Source organism: Methylobacterium soli (assembly GCF_008806385.1).
Taxonomy (GTDB): domain Bacteria; phylum Pseudomonadota; class Alphaproteobacteria; order Rhizobiales; family Beijerinckiaceae; genus Methylobacterium; species Methylobacterium soli.
The window spans coordinates 40,646-61,736 of record NZ_VZZK01000006.1; the positions used below are offsets into that span (position 1 = coordinate 40,646).

Consider the following 21,091-nt stretch of genomic DNA (forward strand, 5'->3'; position numbering starts at 1 on the left):
GGGCATGAGCGGAATCATTGGCCGAGGCGCTCCAGGAGGGCCGGCACGTGGACCTGATCGGCCTTGTAGTTCCCGGTGAGCGTGTACATCACGATGTTGATGCCGCCGCGGAAGGCCATCTCGCGCTGGCGCTGGTCGCCGCCGACCACGGGATAGAGCGCCTCGCCCCGCCGCCCGACCGCCCAGGCGGCGGCGAGGTCGTTGCTCGTGATCAGGATCGGGCTGACGCCGTCGCCGGCCCGCGCGGGGCGGCGCTCCGCGCCCTCCGCGGCGGGGGGCAGCGCCTCCACCCAGGTCTGGCCCGTGGCGTAGCGGCCCGGGAAGGTGTCGACGAGGTAGAAGGCCTTGGTCAGGACGTGGTCGATCGGCACCGGCTCCAATTCCGGCACTTCGAGGGTGCTCAGCATCTTGCGCAGATAGGCGGCTTCCGGTGTCGGGGGCGCGCCCGGGCGGGCGGTCAGCCCGTCGCGGGTATCGAACAGGACCGTGCCGCCGTTGCGCATGAAGGCGTCGATGCGCCGGATCGCGGCCTCGCTCGGCTGCGGGCGGCCCGGCGCGATCGGCCAGTAGATCAGCGGGTAGAAGGCGAGCTCGTCCTTGGTCGGGTCGAGGCCGGCCGGCTCGCCGGGCTCCAGGGCCGTGCGGGTGGCGAGCATCTGCGTCAGGCCGGTGAGCCCGGCCCGGCTCGCCTCGTCGATCGCGGCATCGCCCGTGATCACGTAGGCGAGGCGCGTCACCAGGGCCGATTCGAAGCCGTTGGGGCGGTTGGCCGGGGGCTCCTCCGCCCGGGCCGGGCCGGGGCCGATGAGGGCGGCGAGCGCCGTCACCGCGAGGGCGAGCGCCGCGCCCCGGCTGCCGAGGCGCCCGATCAGGCCGCCGGAGGACCGGCTCAGGAAGCCGCCGAGCCAGAGGCCGGCCAGCGTGTCGAGGATGAGCAGCATCAACGCAAGGGTGAAGAGGAAGGCGCGCAGGTCAAGGGTCTCGGCCCCCGCGAGCGAGCCGATCCGGGCGCCCGCGAGGCTCGCGAGGTCGAGGGCCTTGAGGCGGTCGTCGGGCTTCAGCGCGTTGACGGCGATGCCGCCGTCGGCCGGTCCGTAGAAGCCCGGCGGGTGGTCATGCGTCGCCCGGTCGCCGTAATCGGCCGAGACCGCGGTGGCGCCGGCGGGCGGGCTGCCCAGGGCCCCGAAGCCGTCGAGGGTGAGGCGCGGGGCGAGGATCGCGGCGGCAGGGCGCGGACCGCCCTCGGTGACCGGCGCCGCGGCGCTTCCGGCAAGGCCCACGACCCGACGCAGCATGTCGATGAAGAGCCCCGACAGCGGCAGGTTCGACCACGTGGTGTCGGCGGTGACGTGGAACAGGACCACCAGCCCCTGGCCCCGCTTCTCGGCGGTGACGATGGGCGTGCCATCCTGCAGCGAGGCCCAGGTCCGGCTCGGCAGGTCGCCGTCAGGCTCCGCCAGGATCTGGCGGCGCACGCCGATATCGGCCGGCGGCACCAGCCCGGCGAAGGGGCTCTCGGGCGCGAAGGCCGCCAGCGTCTTGGGGCTGTCCCAGGACAGGGTGCCGCCGAGCGTCCGGCCGCCTCGGCGCAGGCGCACCGGCACCAGAGGATCGTTGCCGGCGGCGAGGCGCGGGCCGGCGAAGCGCAGGAGCAGGCCGCCCGCATCGACGAACGCCGTCACCCGCGCGCGGGTCTGCTCGTCCAGCGCCCCGACATCGGCGAGCACCAGCACCGAGACCTGATTGTCGAGGAGCTGCGCGATCGACTCGGCGATGCCCTTGGCGCCGCGCGGCTCCTGCACGTCGGCGAACGGCGTCAGCGCCTTGGCCAGGTAGTAGGTCGGCGCCAGCAGCGGCTGGGCCTGGTCGCTGGTGCCCCCGAAGACGAGCCCGACCCGGCGGCGCTTGCCGCGCTCATCCATCAGGGTCACGGCGCCGGCCGAGCGCTCGCCGGCGATCTCCAGGCGGGCGATGCTGTTGCGCAGCTCCACCGGCAGGTCGAAGCCGATCTCGCCCTCGGTGGCGCCGGCGGCGAAGCGGAAATCGTGCTCGGCCAGCGGCAGGCCTTTCTGGTCGAGGGCCCGGACGAGGCCGGTGTCGCGGCCGTTCGGGCCCGCGCGCAGGACATGCGCGGTCAGGCGCCCGCCGGATTCCGCCCCGGTGATCGCCAGGGCCGGGGGCTGATCGGCCTTGAGGATCGTGAGCGCCGCCCCGTGCTTCGTGGCGAGCGCTTCGAGGTCCTTGGCGAAGCCGCCCTCCCCGGTCCCGGAGACGCCGTCGCTGATCCAGATCAGGGCGGCGCCCGGCACGCGTTCGAGGAAGCTCGCGATCGCGGACAGGTGCACGCCCCGGTCGCCGAGATGGGGCCGTGGCGCGACGGCGCGGAGCCGCTCCAGGGCGGCGGCCGGGGTCTTGGCCTCGAAGGCTGCCGCCGGATCGGCCGTCGGCAGGAGCGCGACCGGCCGCCCGTCGCGGGCCGCCCCCTCGATGGCGTCGACCGCGACCCGCATGCGCGCGCGCCAGTCATTCGCGGCCGCGAAGCCGTTGTCGATCAGGACGAGGAGCGGCGTGCGCCCGCCCGACGCGCCGATCCCGGCCGGATTCCAGACCGGGCCCGACACCGCCAGGATCAGGGCGGCGGCGGCGAGCATGCGCAGGATCAGGAGCCAGGGCGGCGTGCGCGCCGGGGTCTCGCGCTGCGGCAGCAGGTCCGCCACGAGCTTCAGCGGCGGGAAGTCGATCCGGCGGGCGCGCGGCGGGGTCACCCGCAGCAGGAACCACAGGGCCGGCAGGGCGATCAGCGCGGCGAGCGCGAAGGGGGCGGCGAAGGTCAGCGGTCCGAGCACGTCGCCCTCCTCAGCCGGTGCCGCGGGCGGCGGAGACGAGGGTGAGGAGGCGAAGCGCCGCCTCGCTCGCCGGCCGGTCGGTGCGGTGCAGGGTCAGCGTCCAGCCCTGGTTGCGGGTGATTTCCGCGAGGCCCGCGCGGTGCGCGGCGATCCGGGTGCGGTAGACCTCGCCCCAGGCGGCCGCATCGCCGACATCGAGGCTGAGGCGCGATTCGAGATCGTGCAGCACGGCCTGGCCCGCGAACGGGAAGGTCTCCTCAACGGGGTCGACGACGACCACGAGGTGGCCGCGCGTGCCCTGCCCCGCGAGGCTGCGCACGGCGCCCGCGACCGCCTCCAGCGGCGACAGGAAATCGCTGATCAGGATGGCCTCGTCGAACCGGCCGGGCGCGGCGCGGGGGGGCAGGTCCGCTTCGAGGCCGGCGGCATCGCCGATAAGCGCCTGCGCCATCGTCTCGACGATCCGGCGCGAGGCCGTCGCGCGGGTGAGGCCGAGGAGCCCCGTCCGCTCGCCGCCTTCGACCAGGGTGTCGGCCAAAGCGAGGCCGAGGACGAGCGCGCGCTCGACCTTCGGGGCGAGCGCGAGGTCCGAGGCGAAGCCCATCGAGGCGGAGCGGTCGATCCAGAACCAGATGTTGTGGGCGGCCTCCCACTCGCGCTCGCGCACGTAGAGCCGGTCATCCCGGGCGGAGCGACGCCAGTCGATGCGCGCGGCCGCCTCCCCGGTGACGAAGGGGCGGAACTGCCAGAAGCTCTCCCCGGGCCCCGCGCGGCGGCGGCCGTGCAGCCCGTGCGCCAGGGTGGTCGAGACGCGCCGCGCCTCGAGGACGAGGCGCGGCATCCGCTCGGCCAGCGAGAGGGCGCTCTCGGTCTCGCGCCGGCCGGGCGCGCGCTCGGTGGCTGCGGAGATTCGCGCGGCGGCCATCCGCTAGAGCTTGCCCGCGAGCTGCTTGATCAGCCCCGGCACGGTCTCGCCATCGGCGCGCGCCGCGAAGCTCAGGGCCATGCGGTGCTTCAGGACCGGCTCGGCCAGGGCCTTCACGTCGGTGATCGAAGGGGCGACGCGGCCCTCGATCAGGGCGCGGGCGCGCACCGCCAAGGTCAGCGCCTGGCTGGCGCGGGGGCCCGGGCCCCAGAGCAGCTTGCCCTTCACGAGGGGATCGCCGCTCTCGGGGCGGGCCGAGCGCACGAGGTCGAGGATCGCATCGACCACCGCCTCGCCGACGGGCAGCCGCCGCACGAGGCGCTGCGCGGTGAGGAGGTCGTCCGTGCTCATCACGGATTTGGCGCGTTGCTCCTCGACGCCGGTCGTCTCGATCAGGATGCGGCGCTCGGCCGCCCGGTCGGGATAGCCGACATCGATCTCGAGGAGGAAGCGGTCGAGCTGCGCCTCGGGCAGCGGGTAGGTGCCCTCCTGCTCGATCGGGTTCTGGGTCGCCAGCACGTGGAAGGGGCGCGGCAGGTCGTGGCGCTCGCCCGCCACCGAGACGAAATGCTCCTGCATCGCCTGGAGCAAAGCCGATTGGGTGCGCGGGCTCGCCCGGTTGATCTCGTCGGCCATCAGGAGCTGGGTGAAGACCGGGCCCTTCACGAAGCGGAAAGAGCGGCGGCGCTCCGCATCCTCGTCGAGGATCTCGGTGCCGAGGATGTCCGAGGGCATCAAATCCGGGGTGAACTGCACCCGGCGCGCATCGAGGCCCAGCACGGTGCCGAGGGTCTCGACGAGCTTCGTCTTGGCGAGGCCGGGCAGGCCGACCAGGAGCCCGTGCCCGCCGGCCAGGATCGTCACGAGGGCGAGGTCGACGACCTGCTCCTGGCCGAAGATGACCCCGTGGATCGCCTCGCGGGCGCGGCCCACCGCGGTGAGGCAGGCTTCTGCGGCCGCGACGATGCCGTCGTCGAGGCTGGTGGCCGGGGCGGAGCCCTGCGTCATGCGTATCGTGTCCCGTTTGTCGCGGCCAAGATGGGCCGCGCCCGAGGTTGATAGGCCGCGCCCGAGGTTGCGCCCGAGCGAACGATCGAAGGGGCGGCAAGGGGCTGAGTGTGGCGTCCTTTGAGGCGGGCTGGCAAGGTCGGTGTCGCCGCAGGCCTCTCGCGCCCTTGGGCGGGGCACCCGGCGGCTCCCTGGTGCCCGTGTTGATCGCGGCCCGGCGCCGCCCTAACGAGGGGCCATGCCCGTGTCCGAACAAGCCCTCGCTGAGCGAGCCCTTTCTGACCAAGCCCTTGCTGACCGAACGCGCGCCGGCGCGACGCCGCCCGCCGACCCGGCCCGGGAGGGCTGGGCCGTCGTGCCCGATTGCGGCTTCGTCGACCTCGTCGGGCCGATCTATCTCCGCGCCTCGGACGGGGCCTACGCCTTCGCGGCCGAGGGAAAGCACCGGAACCTGATCGGCGTCGTGCAGGGCGGGATGCTGATGACCTTCGCCGACCGGGCGCTCGGGGTCACCGCCATGGCGGCGGCCGACGGGGCCAATTGCGTCACCATCGAGATGCAGATGCACTTCATCGGCGCTGGCCGGATCGGCGACTGGATCGTTGCGCGCCCGCAGGTCACCCAGCGGACCGGCTCGCTGGTGTTCATGCGGGCCGAACTGACGGCCGGGGACCGCCTCGTCGGCACCGCCACGGGCGTCTGGAAGATCCTGCGTCGCAGGCCCGTCGCGTGAGGCGGGCCGGGTTGTCGGGCCGTTTGCAAGACGGCCCGCAGCGCTATCTGATGCGCTCATGACGGACCCTGATGCTCCCGACCCGACCCTGGCGCGCCTCAGCGCGGCGCTCGGCGATCTGCCCAAGCGCGGCCTGCCGCCCTTGGAGGCCTGGAACCCGCCCTATTGCGGCGAGATCGACATGCGGATCGCCGCCGACGGAACCTGGTTCCACAACGGCGCGCCGATCCGCCGGCCGGCCTTGGTGAAGCTCTTCGCCACGATCCTGCGGCGCGAGCCCGATGGCCGCATGGTCCTGGTGACCCCGGTGGAGAGCGTCGGGATCCAGGTGGAGGACGCCCCCTTCGTGGCCGTCGAGATGGCGGTCGAGGGAACCGGCGAGGCCCGCCGCATCGCCTTCCGGACCAATGCGGACGACCTCGTGCCCCTCGACGCGGAGCACGCGCTGCGCTTCGAGGAGGATCGGGAGGGTGGGTTCCGCCCCTATATCCACGTGCGCCGGGGCCTCTGGGCGCTGCTCACGCGGGCGCTCGCCTACGATCTCGCGGAGATGGGCGAGGAGCGCGAGATCGACGGCGCGCGCTGGTTCGGCCTCGCGGCGGCCGGCAGCTTCCACCCCATCGCCCCGGCCGAGGCCGCATGAGCGCGGCCCATGCGGCGATGCAGCCGCGCGCGCCGGCGCCCGACGCTCTCGCGGATTTCCTGGCGCGGGCGTCCCGCCTCTCCGCCGCTCCGCCCGGCCCCGGGGGCCCGCTCTCGAATCCGGGCGGCGACCACAGCCTCGACCCGGCCGGGAGCGCCGTCGCCCCGCCCCTCCCGCACCGGCAGGCCGCCGTGCTGGTGCCCATCGTCGCCCGCGACGACGGCCTGTTCGTGCTCTTGACCAAGCGCGCCCTGCACCTGCGCGACCATTCGGGCCAGGTCGCCTTCCCGGGGGGCAAGATCGACCCGGCCGACCCCTCGCCCCTCGCGGCCGCCCTGCGGGAGGCCGAGGAGGAGATCGGGCTGGCGCCCACCGCCGTGCGCCTCCTCGGCTATCTCGACCCCTATCTCTCGGCCACCGGGTTCCTGGTGATTCCGGTGATCGGGCTGGTCGAGGGCCCGCTCGCGCTCGCGCCGAACCCGGAGGAGGTCGCGGAGATCTTCGAGGTGCCGCTGGCGCATCTGATGGACCCGGCGCAGTACCACCTGAAATCCCGTCCCTGGCAGGGACGGGTCCGGTATTTCTACGCCGTCCCGTTCGGCGAGAAGCTGATCTGGGGTGTCACCGCCGGCATCCTGCACAATCTCTACGAACGTCTATCTGAGTGAGCGGCGGCTCGACCGCCCTGGCCAATGAATCGGGTCTCATGCTGCGTCGTGTTCTGGAGGAGCTGGCCCTCTTCCTCGTGCCCTTCGTGCTGTTCTTCGGCTACCTCTTGCTCGTCGGCCGCAACCCGCTGCAGCGGGTGCACTGGGACGCGCAGCTCTTCCGGCTCGTCCTGGCGGGCCTCGGCATCGTGATCGCCTCGCTGGTGCTCACCGGCCTGTTCTCGGAGCGCCATCCGGACGGCTACGTGCCGGCGCATATGGAGAACGGGCGCCTGGTTCCGGGCCAGTTCCGGTGACGGCGCGTGAATCCGATCCCGCCGCGCTCGACCGGGCGATGCTCGAGCGGCTTCGCTCGCGTCCTGAGGTCGTGGCGCTCCTGGCCGCCCTCGACGGGCCCGGCGAGGAGACCCGGCTCGTCGGCGGCTGCGTCCGCGACGCGCTCCTGGGGCGGTCGGTCTCGGATATCGATCTCGCCACCACCCTCCTGCCCGAGGCGACCCGCGCGCGCGCCACGGCCGCGGGCCTCAGGGCGATCCCGACCGGGATCGAGCACGGCACCATCACGGTGCTGGTCGCCGGCGAGGTCTTCGAGGTCACGACCCTGCGCGAGGACATCGAGACCGACGGGCGGCATGCGGTGGTGCGCTTCGGCCGCGACTTCGCGCGGGATGCCGAGCGGCGCGACTTCACCATCAACGCCCTCTCGGTCGGGGCCGATGGCCGGCTGCACGACACCACGGGCGGGGTCGCCGACCTGGCGGCGCGGCGGGTGCGCTTCATCGGCGAGCCCGCCACCCGGATCCGCGAGGATGCCCTGCGGATCCTGCGCTTCTTCCGCTTCCACGCCCGTTACGGCGCGGGCGCGCCCGATCCGGACGGGCTCGCCGCCTGCATCCGGGCCCGCGACAGCCTCGACGGCCTCTCCCGCGAGCGGGTGCGGACGGAATTGCTGAAGCTCCTGATGGCGCGGGGGGCCGTCGACGCGGTCGGGACCCTGAGCGAGACCGGGCTCCTGGGACGCCTCACCGGCGGGGTCGGCGATCTCGGGCGGCTCGGGCGCGCGGTCGCGGCCGGGGCCTCCGAGATCGAGCGCCTCGCGGCCCTCGGCGTCGCGAGCGCGGTCGATGCCGACCGCTTGCGCGAGGCCCTGCGCCTGTCGAATCCCGAGCATGCCCGCCTCCTCGCCCATGCGGGCGCGGTGGGAGCACTTCGCGACGCCGGGACGATCGGGGTCGAGGCCCTGCGCGGGCTCGTCGCCGAGCACGGGGCGCCGATCCTCTCCGCCACGATCCGGATCCTTGCCGGTGAGCCGCGCCCGGCCCTGACGCCGGAGGCGCGACTGATGCTGGAAAGCCTGCTCGATCCCGCCGCCGAGAAGCCGGTCTTCCCCGTGACGGGAGCCGATCTCGTGGCCCGCGGGATCGCCCCCGGTCCCCGGATCGGCCGGGCCCTGGCGGCTTCCCGCAAGGTCTGGCTGGCGCGGGGCTGCCCGATGGATGCGCAGGCCCGCGCCGCGCTTCTCGCCCTCGCCCTCGAGGCCGCGCACGAAAAACCCGCCGGCTCCGCCTGAGGCGGGGCCGACGGGTTCAGGCCGGACGGATCCGGCGCAGGTGCGAGACGGTCAGCGCTAGAAGTTCAGCGTCGCCTTGGTTTCCTGAAGCTGCGTGATCTGGGCGTTCAGATCCTCGCGCTTCTGCAGGTCCTCGGTCGCGTCGCGCTGGAGCTCGGCGGCCTCGATGTCCCGGTCAATCGAGGCGGGGGTGACCTCCTCGATCGGCGCGGCGCGCTCGGCGATCACGGTCACGCCGGTCGGCCCGATATCGGCGAAGCCGCCGCGGACCAGGATGCGCTTGCCGCTGTTCTGGCGCTCGGTGACGACGATGACCCCGACCTTGAGGGAGGTCAGGACCGGGGCGTGGCCCGGCAGGACGGTCATCTCGCCCTCGGTGCCCGGAAGCTGCACGGCCTCGACCTGGCCGGAATACAGCGTCCGCTCGGGACCGACGAAATCGAACTGGAAGGTGGCCATCGGATCGGGATCTCTTCAGAAGCTCTCCTCCCCCTTGCGGGGAGGAGCCGGAGGTGTGGTGGATCGGCGATCCCCCTCTGCCCCCTCCCCGCGCGGGGAGGAAGGCTTGGCCGTCAGGCGGCGGCCGAGAGCTTCTTGGCCTTCTCCTTGGCCTCCTCGATGGTGCCGACCATGTAGAAGGCGGCCTCCGGAAGGTCGTCGAACTCGCCGTTCACCAGGCCCTTGAAGCCCTTGATGGTGTCCTCGAGGGCGACGAGTTTGCCGGGCGAGCCCGTGAACACCTCGGCCACGTGGAAGGGCTGGCTCAGGAAGCGCTCGATCTTGCGGGCGCGGGCCACCGACAGCTTGTCCTCTTCCGAGAGCTCGTCCATGCCCAGGATCGCGATGATATCCTGGAGCGCCTTGTAGCGCTGCAGGGTCTGCTGGACGCGGCGGGCGACCTCGTAATGCTCCTCGCCCAGGATCGCCGGGGAGAGCATGCGCGAGGTGGAGTCGAGCGGATCCACCGCCGGGTAGATGCCCTTCTCGGCGATCGAGCGCGACAGCACGGTCGTGGCGTCGAGGTGGGCGAACGAGGCGGCGGGCGCCGGGTCGGTCAGATCGTCGGCCGGCACGTAGATGGCCTGGACCGAGGTGATCGAGCCCTTGTTCGTCGTGGTGATGCGCTCCTGCAGGGCGCCCATGTCGGTGGCGAGCGTCGGCTGGTAGCCCACCGCCGAGGGGATGCGGCCGAGGAGCGCCGAGACCTCGGAGCCGGCCTGCGTGAAGCGGAAGATGTTGTCGACGAAGAACAGCACGTCCTGTCCCTGGTCGCGGAAATCTTCCGCGATGGTCAGGCCGGTCAGCGCGACGCGCGAGCGGGCGCCGGGGGACTCGTTCATCTGGCCGTAGACGAGGGCGCATTTGGAGCCCTCGGCCGAGCCGTTATTCTCCTTCGGGTCCATGTTCACCTTGGACTCGATCATCTCGTGATAGAGATCGTTGCCCTCGCGGGTGCGCTCGCCGACGCCGGCGAACACCGAGTAGCCCGAGTGGGCCTTCGCGATGTTGTTGATCAGCTCCATGATCAGCACGGTCTTGCCGACGCCGGCGCCGCCGAACAGGCCGATCTTGCCGCCCTTGGCGTAGGGGGCCAGCAGGTCGACGACCTTGATGCCCGTGACGAGGATCTGCGCCTCGGTGGACTGGTCGGCGTAGGAGGGCGCCGGCTGGTGGATGGCGCGGAAGCTCTGGGCCTCGATCGGGCCGGCCTCGTCGATCGGCTCGCCGATGACGTTCATGATGCGGCCGAGGGTGTTCGGGCCCACCGGAACCTTGATCGGCTCGCCAGTGTCGGTGACGGTCTGGCCGCGGACGAGGCCCTCGGAGGTGTCCATGGCGACGCAGCGCACGGTGTTCTCACCGAGCTGCTGGGCGACTTCCAGCACGAGGCGGGCGCCGTTGTTCTTGGTCTCGAGGGCGTTGAGGATCTCCGGCAGGTGGCCGTCGAACTGAACGTCGACGACCGGGCCGATGACCTGCGTGATGCGGCCGACCGAGGTGGCGGCGGTGGTGGGGGAAGCGGTGTTCGCCATGATCTTGCGTCCTTCGGATGTGTGCGGTCAGAGCGCCCGGAGACTTTAGAGAGCCTCGGCGCCCGAAATGATCTCGATCAGTTCCTTGGTGATCATGGCCTGACGCGTGCGGTTGTAGATCAGCGTCTGCTTCTTGATCATCTCACCCGCGTTGCGGGTGGCGGAATCCATCGCGCCCATGCGCGAGCCCTGCTCGGAGGCCGCGTTCTCCAGGAGCGCCCGGAAGACCTGGACAGTGAGGTTGCGCGGCAGCAGCGTCGCCAGGATCGCCTCCTCGCTCGGCTCGAATTCGAGCGCGGAATCGGCCGGGGCGCCGGTGGTGCTCGCGGCCCCTTCGGGAAGCTCGGCCGGAATCAGCTTCTGGGCCGTCGGGATCTGCGAGATGACGGAGCGGAACTCGGAGTAGAACAGCGTCGCCACGTCGAACTCGCCGGCGTCGAAGCGCGCCAGGATCTTCTCGGCGATCTCGGCGGCGAACTCGTAATCCACCGGCTTGTTGCCGCGGATGTCCATCGCCTCGATGATCTGCGGGCGGAACTGGCGCCGCAGGATGTCGTGGCCCTTCTTGCCGACGGTGAAGATCTTCACCGTCTTGCCCTCCGCCATCAGGCGGTTGGCGTGATCGCGCGCGAGGCGGGCGATCGAGGAGTTGAAGGCGCCGCAGAGGCCGCGGTCGGCGGTGCAGACCACGAGAAGGTGGGTGCGGTCCTGGCCGGTGCCCGAGAGCAGCTTCGGCGCGCCGACGCCGCCCACGAGGTTCCCCGCGAGGTTGCCGAGGACCGAGGCCATCTTCTCGGCGTAGGGCCGCGCGCTCTCGGCGGCGTTCTGGGCGCGCCGCAGCTTCGCGGCGGCGACCATCTGCATCGCCTTGGTGATCTTCTGCGTCGCCTTCACCGAAGTGATGCGGTTGCGCAGATCCTTCAAACTCGCCATCGGGGAACTTCCAACTGGGGCGCGGGCCGCTCAGGGTCGGGCGCCCGCGTGGCGGGCGCCCGGGCGCGATGATCGATCGGGCTCGGGACGACCGCTCAGGCGACCGACTTGGCCACGCTCTCGACGACGCTCTTCAGCTTGCCGGCATTCTCGTCGGAGAGGTCCTTCGAGTCGCGGATCGCGCCGAGGAGGTCCTGGTGCTTCGCGCGCAGCGTCGAGAGGAGCTGGTCCTCGAAGGGCCGGACCTTGGCCAGCGGCAGCTTGTCGAGGTAGCCGTTCACGCCGGCATAGATCACCGCGACCTGCTCTTCCATCTTCAGCGGCGAGAATTGCGGCTGCTTCAGGAGCTCGGTGAGCCGCGAGCCGCGGTTCAAAAGCTGCTGGGTCGAGGCGTCGAGATCCGAGCCGAACTGCGCGAAGGCGGCCATCTCGCGGTACTGCGCGAGCTCGCCCTTGATCTTGCCGGCGACCTTCTTCATCGCCTTGGTCTGCGCGGCCGAGCCGACGCGCGACACCGAGAGGCCGACATTCACCGCCGGGCGGATGCCCTGGTAAAACAGGTCGGTCTCGAGGAAGATCTGCCCGTCGGTGATCGAGATGACGTTCGTCGGAATGTAGGCCGAGACGTCGTTCGCCTGGGTCTCAATGACCGGGAGCGCGGTGAGCGAACCGTTGCCGGCCGCGTCACCCATCTTGGCGGCGCGCTCGAGCAGGCGGCTGTGGAGGTAGAACACGTCGCCCGGATAGGCCTCGCGGCCCGGCGGGCGGCGCAGCAGCAGCGACATCTGGCGGTACGCCACGGCCTGCTTCGAGAGATCGTCGTACACGATCACGGCGTGCATGCCGTTGTCGCGGAAATACTCACCCATGGCGCAGCCGGCGAAGGGCGCGATGAACTGCATCGGCGCGGCGTCGGAGGCGGTCGCCGCGATGACGATCGAGTATTCCAGAGCGCCCTGGTCCTCGAGCACCTTCACGAACTGGGCGACGGTGGAGCGCTTCTGGCCGATGGCGACGTAGACGCAGTAGAGTTTTGCCTTCTCGTCGGTGCCCTGGTGGGCGGCCTTCTGGTTGAGGATGGTGTCGAGGGCGATCGCGGTCTTGCCGGTCTGGCGGTCGCCGATGATCAGCTCGCGCTGGCCGCGGCCGACGGGGATCAGGGCGTCGATCGCCTTGAGGCCGGTGGCCATCGGCTCGTGCACGGACTTGCGCGGGATGATGCCCGGCGCCTTCACGTCGACGCGGCGGCGCTCCGTGGTCACGATCGGGCCCTTGCCGTCGATCGGGTTGCCGAGGCCGTCCACGACGCGGCCCAAAAGGGCCTTGCCGACCGGAACGTCCACGATCGCGCCGGTGCGCTTGACGGTCTGGCCTTCCTTGATCTCGCGGTCGGAGCCGAAGATCACGATGCCGACGTTGTCCTGCTCGAGGTTCAGGGCCATGCCGCGCACGCCCGACTCGAACTCGACCATCTCGCCGGCCTGGACGTTGTCGAGGCCGTAGGCGCGGGCGATGCCGTCGCCGACGGACAGGACCTGGCCGACCTCGGTGACCTCGGCTTCCTCGCCGAAGTTCTTGATCTGCTCTTTCAGGATCGCGGAGATCTCGGCGGCGCGGATGTCCATCGTCGGGCCTCTTTAATGCAAACGAGTGTTGTCAGGGACGGGAGCGGCGTCGGCGCCTGCGGCGCTTACCGGGCTTCCCGCATCGCAAGGCGGATTCCGTTGAGCTTGGTGCGCAGGCTCGCGTCGACCATGCGGCTGCCCATCTTGACGACGAGGCCGCCGATCAGGCTCGGATCGACCTGGAGGTCGACCTCGATCTCGGACTTGGCGACGTCGCGCAGGGAGGCGCGGATCTCCTCGAGCACCGCGTCGGAGGGCTTCTCGGCGACGCGCACCTCGGCGCGGACGATGCCCTTCGATTCCCGCACCAGGGTGCGGAAGGCACGGATCATGTCCGGCAGCGCGAACAGGCGGCGGTTCGCCGCGGCGAGCCGGATGAAGTTGGCGGCAAGACCCTGGATGCCGGCCTTCTCGAGGACGGCCCCGATGGCGGCGACCTGCTCCTCGCCGGTGAAGACCGGACTGCGCACCAGGCGGCTCAGGTCGGCGCTCTCCTTGAGGAGCGCGCCGAAACGGTCGAGGTTCTCGGCGACGCTGTCGACCTGCCGCTCGTCGCGGGCCAGCTCGAACAATGCGGATGCGTAGCGGCCCGCTACGCCTGCAACCAGAGGACCCGCTTCGGAACCGTTTTGCGCCACCCGCCGCTCTCTCTTATGTCCTTGCCCGGTGGTTCCGGCCGTTCCGCGCCCGTTCTCGGCGCTCGGCACTGGGACCGTGGGTATTGGGAATGTGACGGCGTTCCGGAGCCCCAAGGACCCCTTTGCCGACGCGGCGACCGCCTAGCATGGCAACCCGGAGCGCGCAAGGCGACGCGACCGACGCCGTGTTGCGACGCGGTGCAGCCGATGCGGCCGCGTTGCCTGATGCGGAACGGTGGCGAAGGTGAGGCATTCCGGACTCCCGCGGCCGGCGCGTCAGCAGGCGATCCGGTCGCATCGGCGCAGGGCCGCGATCATCTTCGCGAGGGCGTTCACGCCCGGATGGCCGAGGATGCCGGTATTGCCCAGCACGTAGGACGGGGTGGCGTAGAGGCCGAGATCGGCCGCCATCCGCATATGGCTCTTGAGGGCGAGGCGCACCTCCTCGCTGTCGGCGATCGCCTCGATCTCGGCGGCCGGGACGCCGAGGCCCGCCGCCGCCGCCAAGGCCCCCGGGCCGTCGATGCGGCCGGGCTTGCCGAGCAGCTGCCCGTATAGGCTCCAGGCCGCGGCCGAGCCGAGCTTGCGCTGGACGGCGAGCGCCACCTTCGCGGCCTGGGCCGATTGCACCGACAGGATCGGGTTGTGGACAAGGCCGATGCGCAGGCCGCTGTCGCTGGCGCCGAGCGAGGCGACATCCGCCGCCGCCTTGCGGCAATAGGGGCAGTTGAAGTCGAAGAACTCGTAGAGGGTCGTCTCGGCCTCGCGCGGGCCCAGATAGGTGACGCCCCGCAGGGCCTGGATCTCGCCGGTGATCTCGCCGGGAAGCCGCATGTTGGCGACCGGGCGCCCCTCGTCGCCCGTCACCGCGAAGGCCTGCCCGTAGCCCTGCGCCGCGGCGGGGCCGGCGGTCCCGAGGCTCGTGGCGAGGCCCGCCGAGACGGCGAGGAAGCGGCGGCGGTCGAGGAGCATCGGCGATCGGTCCTATGGGCGGGGGCGTGTTCTAGAACCGAACCGGGCGGGACGAAAAGGCTCGGCCGGGCCGAGACAGCCCGGGCGGCTCAGCCGAGGAAGCCCCGCGGGCTCAGCCGAGGAAGCCCCGTGGGCTCAGCGAAGCGAGCCGGGCCGCTCGCCGCCGGCCCAGGCCAGCGCCTGCTCCAGGCGGTCGTTGCCCCAGAACAGCTCGCCGTCATCCGTCAGGAAGGTCGGGGCCCCGAAGATGCCGCGCGAGCGCGCCTCCTCGCCATTGACCCGCAGGCGCGTCTTGTTGGCCTCGTTCGAGGCGGCCTTGAGGATCTGGACGCCGTCGAGGCCGAGGCGATCGAGGATCTGGCTGACGGCGTTCGGCTCGGCGATGGACTGCCCCCGGGCGAAGGAGGCTTCGAACACGGATTTCGAGAACGGGATCAGCCAGTCCTGGTCCGCCCCGTAGGTCGCGGTCCGGGTGGCGCTGAGGCTGTTCTGCGGGAACGAGGCGGGGCGCGTCACCGGCCCGAGGCCGAGGCGCGCCGCCTCGCGCTCGAGGTCGCGCCACATGTTGCGGCCCTTGGTCGGGTAGATGTTGAAGGGCGAGGAATTCCAGCCCTGCGCGGCGAAGATCGGCCCGAGCAGGAAGGGACGCCACCGGATCTCGACCCCGGCCGCCTCCGCCAGCGCCTCGATCCGCATGGCGGCGAGGTAGGAATAGGTGGAGGCGAACTCGTACCAGAATTCGAGGGTCGGCCGACGTGCCATGTCGTGCAATCTCCGGTACGCGTGTGGGGGTGCTGTCTGGGGCCGCACCGTGTCGGCGATATGGCGGCGGGCTCTCGACGGACGGCGCGGTGCCCCTCTCGGCGAACGCCCGATGCGGCACGCCGGTTGCAGGTGAACCGCCACCGCGATAAGCCGCCGCGATCCCTCGAAGCGAAGTCCCGGAATCCCATGTCCGACGCCAGCAAGAAGCCCGTGCAGAAGGTCGTGCTCGCCTATTCGGGCGGCCTCGACACCTCGATCATCCTGAAGTGGCTCCAGACCACCTATGGCTGCGAGGTGATCACGTTCACGGCCGATCTCGGGCAGGGCGAGGAGCTGGAGCCGGCGCGCCGCAAGGCCGAGCTTCTCGGGATCAAGCCCGAGAACATCTTCATCGAGGACCTGCGCGAGGAATTCGTGCGGGACTACGTCTTCCCGATGTTCCGGGCCAATGCCCAGTACGAGGGCGTCTATCTCCTCGGCACCTCGATCGCCCGGCCCCTCATCGCCAAGAAGCAGATCGAGATCGCCGAGCGCCTCGGCGCCGACGCGGTCTGCCACGGCGCCACCGGCAAGGGGAACGACCAGGTCCGGTTCGAGCTTGGCTATTACGCCCTCAAGCCCGACGTCACCGTCATCGCGCCCTGGCGCGAATGGGACCTCAAGAGCCGCGAGCAGCTGATCGCCTTCGCGGAGCAGCACCAGATCCCGATCGCCAAGGACAAGCGCGGCGAGAGCCCGTTCTCGGTCGACGCCAACCTCCTGCACGCCTCCTCCGAGGGCAAGGTGCTGGAGAACCCGGCCGACGAGGTGCCGGATTACGTCTACTCGCGCACCCTCTCCCCCGAGGAGGCGCCCGACCAGCCGACCGTCATCACGATCGGCTTCGAGCGGGGCGACGCGGTCTCGATCGACGGCGAGGCGCTGTCGCCCGCCACGCTCCTGGCCAAACTGAACCAGCTCGGCCACGACAACGGCATCGGCCGCCTCGATCTCGTCGAGAATCGCTTCGTCGGCATGAAGAGCCGCGGCATGTACGAGACGCCGGGCGGCACCATCCTGCTGCCGGCCCACCGGGCCATCGAGTCGATCACCCTCGATCGCGGCGCGGCGCATCTCAAGGACGCGCTGATGCCGCAATATGCCGAGCTGATCTATAACGGCTTCTGGTTCTCGCCCGAGCGCGAGATGCTGCAGGCCCTGATCGACAAGAGCCAGGAGATGGTGACCGGGACGGTGCGGCTGAAGCTCTACAAGGGCGGGGTCCACGTCATCGGCCGCGAGAGCCCGAACTCCCTCTACGACCAGGACCTCGTGACCTTCGAGGAGGGCGCGGTGGCCTATGACCACCGGGACGCGGCGGGCTTCATCAAGCTCAACGCCCTGCGCCTGCGCACCCTCGCCCAGCGCAAGAAGACGCGCGGCGCCTGAGGCCCGGCGGCGCGCGCCTTCCGGGACGCCGCGCGGCCGGGGCCGCCCTACCGGTAGAGGCCCGGCGCGATGTCGGCGTAGCGCAGGAAGATCTGCAGGGCCGGCTGCATCTCGTGGTGGAGCCGGTCGAGCCGGCCCTCCTCCCCCGCCGCCGCGATGCCGAGGTGGCCGGCCATCGCCTCCGCGAGGTCGGCGCCGCCCCCGTAGGGCCGCGCGGCCTCGACCGCCGGGACGGCGCGGGCCTCATCCCAGATCACCGCGAGATGCGGGATCAGGGCGAGGTGCTCGGGCGTGACGTCGAAGGTGATCTGCGCCGGCGAGCGGCCGCCGTCCCGGAACACGTCCTCGAACTCCGAGAGATCGAGCTTCTCCAGAGGGTTGTGGTAGGTGAAGCGGCCGGCCTTGAGGGTCGCGTGCCGCACGAAGGCCTTGAGGGCCTCGCCGACCGCCCGGTGCTCCTCCTCCGCGCCCTCGTCGTCGCCCGTGACGTTGGCGATGTCCTCGTCCCAGGCCGTGCTGCCGTAGGGCGCATCCGGATGGATGATCGGGGCGCCCTGCCCCTCCCCGTTCCACGCCACGACGAGGCGGCGAATCAGCGCGATCCGCTCCAGCGTGACGTCAATCTCCTGCCCGTTCATGAAACCTGTCCCGCGATCCGATGGGGCTCACTAGCCGATTTCGGCGCGCCGGAAACCCGCCCAGGCCGCCGCATCTCCGAAAACCGGCCGCCGCCGGCGCGTGGGCGGGCTCAGCGCCGGAGGCAGCCGAGCAGGCCCTCGACCTGGCCGGTGCGGTTCTGGATGCGGCCCGCCGCGGCCCGCACCCCGCGCGAGGGTTTGCCGGCGCTGCGGGCGATCGGGTTCGGCAGGGTGGCGGCGAGGAGCGCCGCCTCGCCGCGGCTGAGGTCGCGCGCCTCCTTGCGGAACCAGTGGCGGGCGGCGGCCTCCGCCCCGTAGATCCCCTCCCCCCACTCGGCGACGTTGAGGTAGATCTCGAGGGTCCGGCGCTTGCCCCAGACCGCGTCGGCGAGAAGCGCCAGCGGGATCTCCAGCGCCTTGCGGATGTAGGAGCGGCCCGGCCACAGGAAGACGTTCTTGACCGTCTGCATGGTGATCGTCGAGGCGCCGCGGCTCGGGCCCTCCTCATCGTCCACCACCGTGCGGAGCGCCGCCCAGTCGACGCCGTCATGGGCGCAGAAGCGCTGATCCTCGGAGGCGATCACGGCTTGCACCAGGAAGGGCGAGACGGCGTCGAGGCCCACGGCGGTGCGCTGGACGGGCTGGCCCGTCAACCATCGTCCGAGCATCAGGGTTGAGGGCGGCGTCACCGCGCTATAGACGAGCGCCAGCATGAGCGTGAGGACCACAACCCCGATGGGGAGGAGCAGGACCAGGCCGGCGAGCCGCCGCGGCCGCCAGCGCCGGCCCGTCGGCGCCACCCGTTTCAGCGGACGCCCCCGCTCGCCCGCGCGCGGCGGCCCGGCCCCGTCCGGCTGCCGGCTGAGATCGTCCCCGCGCACCGCGTCGCTTCCATTCCGGACCAAGGCCACGTTTCGATGAGTCCCTCGATGACCTCAACGCAAGCTTCCCACGCTTCGGTCAAGGCGGATGCCCCCGCGGATGCTTTTACACACAAGCTTGCCGCGGTGGCGGATGCGGTGGAAGCGTTCCTGGCCGATCGCCTCGCGCCCGAGACGCAGGCCGGCGAGATCACCCGCCCCCCGCGCCTGATGGAGGCGATGCGGTACGCGGTTCTGGGCGGCGGCAAGCGGCTGCGCCCCTTCCTGGCGGTCGAGGCGGCCCGGATGCTCGGCGGCTCGGAGGCCGGCGCCCTCGCGGCGGGGTCCGCGATCGAGCTCGTGCATTGCTACTCCCTCGTCCACGACGACATGCCGGCCATGGACAACGACGACCTGCGCCGCGGCAAGCCGACCGTCCACAAGGCCTATGACGAGGCGACCGCGATCCTGGTCGGCGACGCGCTCCAGACCCTGGCCTTCGAGATCCTGGCCGATGCGGCCTGGCAGCCCGATGCAGCGATCCGGGCGGACCTCGTCCTCGGCCTCGCCAAGGCGTCGGGCCTCGGCGGCATGGTCGGCGGACAGCTCCTCGACCTCGGGGCGGAGGGCCGGTTCGGCCCCGTCTCCCTCGGGGTCGACGACACGCTGCAGCTCCAGGCGATGAAGACCGGCGCCATCCTGGCCTTCTCGGTCGATGCCGGCGCCATCGTGGGCGGCGCCAGCGCGGACGAGCGGGCGGCCCTGCTGCGCTACGGCCTCGCCCTCGGCCAGGCCTTCCAGATCGCCGACGACATCCTCGACCGCGAGGCCTCGCCCGAGGCGATGGGCAAGGCCACCGGCAAGGACAAGGAGGCCGGCAAGGCGACCCTCGTCGACCGGCTCGGCCTCGACGGCGCGCGCGCCGAGTGCGACCGCCTCGTCGGCGTCTGCGAGGAGGCGGTGTCGCGCTGGGGCGCGCGGGCCGAGACCCTGCGCGAGGCCGCCCGCTTCACGGTGGCGCGCAAGGCCTGATCGCGGCCCGATTCGGTCGCTGGATCGCCGCTTGCCAACACCCCGACGCCGCCGATAGAGCGGCGCGTCTCAACCCTGAGCGAGTTCCGCCATGCCCACCTACAAGCTCCTGCTACTGCCCGGCGACGGGATCGGCCCCGAGGTGATGGGGCAGGTGCAGACGGTGATCGGCGTCCTCGCCGAGACCGGGATCGCCACCTTCGAGACCGAGACCGACCTCGTCGGCGGCGCGGCCATCGACGCGCACGGCAAGCCGCTCGCCGACGCGACCCTGGCGCGGGCGGATGCGGCCGACGCGATCCTGCTCGGCGCGGTCGGCGGGCCGAAATGGAACGGCGTCGCCTACGACATCCGCCCCGAGGCGGGCCTGCTGCGCCTGCGCAAGGATCTCGGCCTGTTCGCGAATCTGCGCCCGGCGATCTGCTACCCGGCGCTCGCCGAGGCCTCGGCCCTCAAGCGCGAGCTCGTCGAGGGGCTCGACATCATGATCGTGCGCGAGCTCACGGGCGGCGTCTATTTCGGCGAGCCGAAGGAGATCACCACCCTGCCGGACGGCAGCAAGCGGGCCGTCGACACGCAGGTCTACACCACGGGCGAGATCGAGCGGATCGCCCACGTGGCCTTCGACCTCGCGCGCAAGCGCTCCGGCCGGGTGGCCTCGGCCGAGAAGAACAACGTGATGAAGTCCGGCGTCCTCTGGAAGGAGGTCGTCACGCAGGTCCATGCCGCGCATTATGCCGATGTCGCGCTGGAGCACGTGCTCGCCGACAATTGCGCCATGCAGCTGGTGCGGCGCCCGAAGCAGTTCGACGTCCTGGTGACCGACAACCTCTTCGGCGACGTGCTCTCGGACGTGGCCGCGATGCTGACCGGCTCCCTCGGGATGCTGCCCTCGGCCTCCCTCGGGGCCGTCGACGCGCGGGGCACCCGCAAGGCGCTCTACGAGCCCGTCCACGGCTCGGCCCCCGACATCGCGGGCCAGGACCTCGCCAACCCGCTGGCCATGATCGGCTCGCTCGCGATGGCTTTGCGATACTCGTTCGGGCTCGGCGAGGCCGCCGACCTCCTGGACGGCGCCATCACGGACGCGCTGGCGGGGGGCGCCCGCACCAAGGACATCGCGGGCGACGGCGCCAAGGTCCTGGGCACGGCCGGCATGGGCGAGGCGGTGGTCTCCGCCCTCAGGGCGCGGATGCGCTGAAACGAGAAAATGGCGCGGATGCGCTGAAACGAGAAAAGGGCGCGGATGCGCTGAAACGGAAAACGAGCGCGGATGCGCTGAAACGAAAAAGGGGCGCCCGCGGGCGCCCCTTCTCAATTCCGATGGGCCGCGCCTCAGTACGGGTTGCCGTAGCGCGAGACGTAGGAGGTCGGGTCGATCGCGTCGAAGCCCGAGAGATCGACGTTGCGGATCGCCGAGGAGCGCGCGCCGATGAACGGGCCGTTGGTGATCGGGTCGGGCAGGATGCCGGAGCCGAAGCGGTCGTTGCGGCCATAGGGCGGGTTCAGCAGGCCGGAGGCCGCGATCAATTGCGGGTTGGTGGCGGGGTTGCCGAGGCCCGCGACCGTGCTGCCGGGCTCAACCACGTTGCCGGCATCGAGCCAGCTGCGCGGACGGATGCGGATCGGCAGCGGGCCGCTGACGCGGTAATACCCGCCGGGCGCGTAGCGGCCCTGGGCATCGGCGGCGGTGCTGAGGCCGAAACCGGCCAGAGCGATGGCACCCATCAGGGCAATCTTGAGCGAGCGCATGAGGCACCTTGTTGAAAGCGGG

The 21,091-nt window shown here is 71.5% G+C and carries 21 protein-coding genes; 8 read left to right on the forward strand and 13 right to left on the reverse strand.

What is annotated here, in order from left to right; translation table 11 throughout:
- Positions 1 to 14: 14 nt before the first annotated feature.
- The 3 genes from F6X53_RS07345 to F6X53_RS07355 are packed head-to-tail and all read right to left on the reverse strand — an operon-like array spanning position 15 to position 4,779.
- The gene (locus F6X53_RS07345) at positions 15 to 2,846 is read right to left on the reverse strand and encodes a DUF4159 domain-containing protein (RefSeq protein ID WP_150998965.1); all 2,832 of its coding nucleotides are present in this window, start codon (positions 2,844 to 2,846) and stop codon (positions 15 to 17) included.
- Between the two features lie 10 nt (positions 2,847 to 2,856).
- Entirely contained in the window at positions 2,857 to 3,771 is a 915-nt protein-coding gene (locus F6X53_RS07350; RefSeq protein WP_150998968.1) for a DUF58 domain-containing protein, read from the reverse strand.
- Between the two features lie 3 nt (positions 3,772 to 3,774).
- On the reverse strand, positions 3,775 to 4,779 hold the full coding sequence (locus F6X53_RS07355) for an AAA family ATPase (protein ID WP_150998971.1): 1,005 nt from the start codon (positions 4,777 to 4,779) through the stop codon (positions 3,775 to 3,777).
- Positions 4,780 to 5,017: 238 nt separating this feature from the next.
- On the opposite strand from F6X53_RS07355, the gene F6X53_RS07360 reads away from it, so the two are divergent.
- Genes F6X53_RS07360 through F6X53_RS07380 form a run of 5 tightly spaced genes read left to right on the forward strand, consistent with a single transcriptional unit; the run spans position 5,018 to position 8,393 of the window.
- Positions 5,018 to 5,512 carry a PaaI family thioesterase gene (locus F6X53_RS07360; RefSeq protein ID WP_150998974.1) on the forward strand — a complete coding sequence of 165 codons (495 nt, stop codon included), beginning with the start codon at positions 5,018 to 5,020 and terminating at the stop codon, positions 5,510 to 5,512.
- Positions 5,513 to 5,570: 58 nt separating this feature from the next.
- A complete protein-coding gene (locus tag F6X53_RS07365; protein WP_150998977.1) occupies positions 5,571 to 6,155 on the forward strand; it encodes a DUF1285 domain-containing protein in 585 nt (194 codons plus the stop codon).
- Complete coding sequence (locus F6X53_RS07370) at positions 6,152 to 6,823, forward strand: CoA pyrophosphatase (RefSeq protein WP_238296075.1); 672 nt, start codon at positions 6,152 to 6,154, stop codon at positions 6,821 to 6,823. The genes F6X53_RS07365 and F6X53_RS07370 overlap by 4 nt, the downstream gene beginning before the upstream one ends.
- 38 nt (positions 6,824 to 6,861) lie before the next feature.
- The gene (locus F6X53_RS07375) at positions 6,862 to 7,119 is read left to right on the forward strand and encodes a DUF6111 family protein (protein ID WP_150998980.1); all 258 of its coding nucleotides are present in this window, start codon (positions 6,862 to 6,864) and stop codon (positions 7,117 to 7,119) included.
- A gap of 38 nt (positions 7,120 to 7,157) precedes the next feature.
- On the forward strand, positions 7,158 to 8,393 hold the full coding sequence (locus F6X53_RS07380; protein ID WP_150999337.1) for a CCA tRNA nucleotidyltransferase: 1,236 nt from the start codon (positions 7,158 to 7,160) through the stop codon (positions 8,391 to 8,393).
- Positions 8,394 to 8,450: 57 nt separating this feature from the next.
- On the opposite strand, the gene F6X53_RS07385 is transcribed toward F6X53_RS07380, so the two are convergent.
- The 7 genes from F6X53_RS07385 to F6X53_RS07415 all read right to left on the reverse strand — a co-directional run bounded on the left by F6X53_RS07385 (position 8,451) and on the right by F6X53_RS07415 (position 15,356).
- Entirely contained in the window at positions 8,451 to 8,852 is a 402-nt protein-coding gene (locus F6X53_RS07385; protein WP_150998983.1) for a F0F1 ATP synthase subunit epsilon, read from the reverse strand.
- 113 nt (positions 8,853 to 8,965) lie between these two features.
- On the reverse strand, positions 8,966 to 10,426 hold the full coding sequence (gene atpD, locus F6X53_RS07390; RefSeq protein WP_150998986.1) for a F0F1 ATP synthase subunit beta: 1,461 nt from the start codon (positions 10,424 to 10,426) through the stop codon (positions 8,966 to 8,968).
- A gap of 45 nt (positions 10,427 to 10,471) precedes the next feature.
- A complete protein-coding gene (locus F6X53_RS07395; protein WP_150998989.1) occupies positions 10,472 to 11,359 on the reverse strand; it encodes a F0F1 ATP synthase subunit gamma in 888 nt (295 codons plus the stop codon).
- Between the two features lie 95 nt (positions 11,360 to 11,454).
- A complete protein-coding gene (gene atpA, locus F6X53_RS07400; RefSeq protein WP_150998992.1) occupies positions 11,455 to 12,984 on the reverse strand; it encodes a F0F1 ATP synthase subunit alpha in 1,530 nt (509 codons plus the stop codon).
- A gap of 65 nt (positions 12,985 to 13,049) precedes the next feature.
- Positions 13,050 to 13,622, reverse strand: a complete 573-nt coding sequence (locus F6X53_RS07405; RefSeq protein WP_150998995.1) for a F0F1 ATP synthase subunit delta — start codon at positions 13,620 to 13,622, stop codon at positions 13,050 to 13,052.
- Between the two features lie 276 nt (positions 13,623 to 13,898).
- The gene (locus F6X53_RS07410; RefSeq protein ID WP_150998998.1) at positions 13,899 to 14,594 is read right to left on the reverse strand and encodes a DsbA family protein; all 696 of its coding nucleotides are present in this window, start codon (positions 14,592 to 14,594) and stop codon (positions 13,899 to 13,901) included.
- Positions 14,595 to 14,729: 135 nt separating this feature from the next.
- Positions 14,730 to 15,356 carry a 2-hydroxychromene-2-carboxylate isomerase gene (locus tag F6X53_RS07415; protein ID WP_150999001.1) on the reverse strand — a complete coding sequence of 209 codons (627 nt, stop codon included), beginning with the start codon at positions 15,354 to 15,356 and terminating at the stop codon, positions 14,730 to 14,732.
- A 189-nt stretch (positions 15,357 to 15,545) separates the two neighbouring features.
- Here F6X53_RS07415 and F6X53_RS07420 point away from each other — a divergent pair, with 189 nt between their 5' ends.
- Positions 15,546 to 16,787, forward strand: a complete 1,242-nt coding sequence (locus F6X53_RS07420) for an argininosuccinate synthase (protein WP_150999004.1) — start codon at positions 15,546 to 15,548, stop codon at positions 16,785 to 16,787.
- Positions 16,788 to 16,834: 47 nt separating this feature from the next.
- On the opposite strand, the gene F6X53_RS07425 is transcribed toward F6X53_RS07420, so the two are convergent.
- Positions 16,835 to 17,425 carry a hypothetical protein gene (locus F6X53_RS07425; RefSeq protein ID WP_150999007.1) on the reverse strand — a complete coding sequence of 197 codons (591 nt, stop codon included), beginning with the start codon at positions 17,423 to 17,425 and terminating at the stop codon, positions 16,835 to 16,837.
- Positions 17,426 to 17,535: 110 nt separating this feature from the next.
- Positions 17,536 to 18,306 carry a monofunctional biosynthetic peptidoglycan transglycosylase gene (gene mtgA, locus F6X53_RS07430; protein ID WP_280526006.1) on the reverse strand — a complete coding sequence of 257 codons (771 nt, stop codon included), beginning with the start codon at positions 18,304 to 18,306 and terminating at the stop codon, positions 17,536 to 17,538.
- A 48-nt stretch (positions 18,307 to 18,354) separates the two neighbouring features.
- Between mtgA and F6X53_RS07435 the strand changes: the two genes are divergently transcribed.
- Positions 18,355 to 19,317, forward strand: a complete 963-nt coding sequence (locus tag F6X53_RS07435) for a polyprenyl synthetase family protein (RefSeq protein ID WP_150999013.1) — start codon at positions 18,355 to 18,357, stop codon at positions 19,315 to 19,317.
- Positions 19,318 to 19,408: 91 nt separating this feature from the next.
- Positions 19,409 to 20,518, forward strand: a complete 1,110-nt coding sequence (gene leuB / locus F6X53_RS07440; RefSeq protein ID WP_150999017.1) for a 3-isopropylmalate dehydrogenase — start codon at positions 19,409 to 19,411, stop codon at positions 20,516 to 20,518.
- A 134-nt stretch (positions 20,519 to 20,652) separates the two neighbouring features.
- On the opposite strand, the gene F6X53_RS07445 is transcribed toward leuB, so the two are convergent.
- Entirely contained in the window at positions 20,653 to 21,069 is a 417-nt protein-coding gene (locus F6X53_RS07445; protein ID WP_150999020.1) for a hypothetical protein, read from the reverse strand.
- Between the last annotated feature and the right edge of the window lie 22 nt (positions 21,070 to 21,091).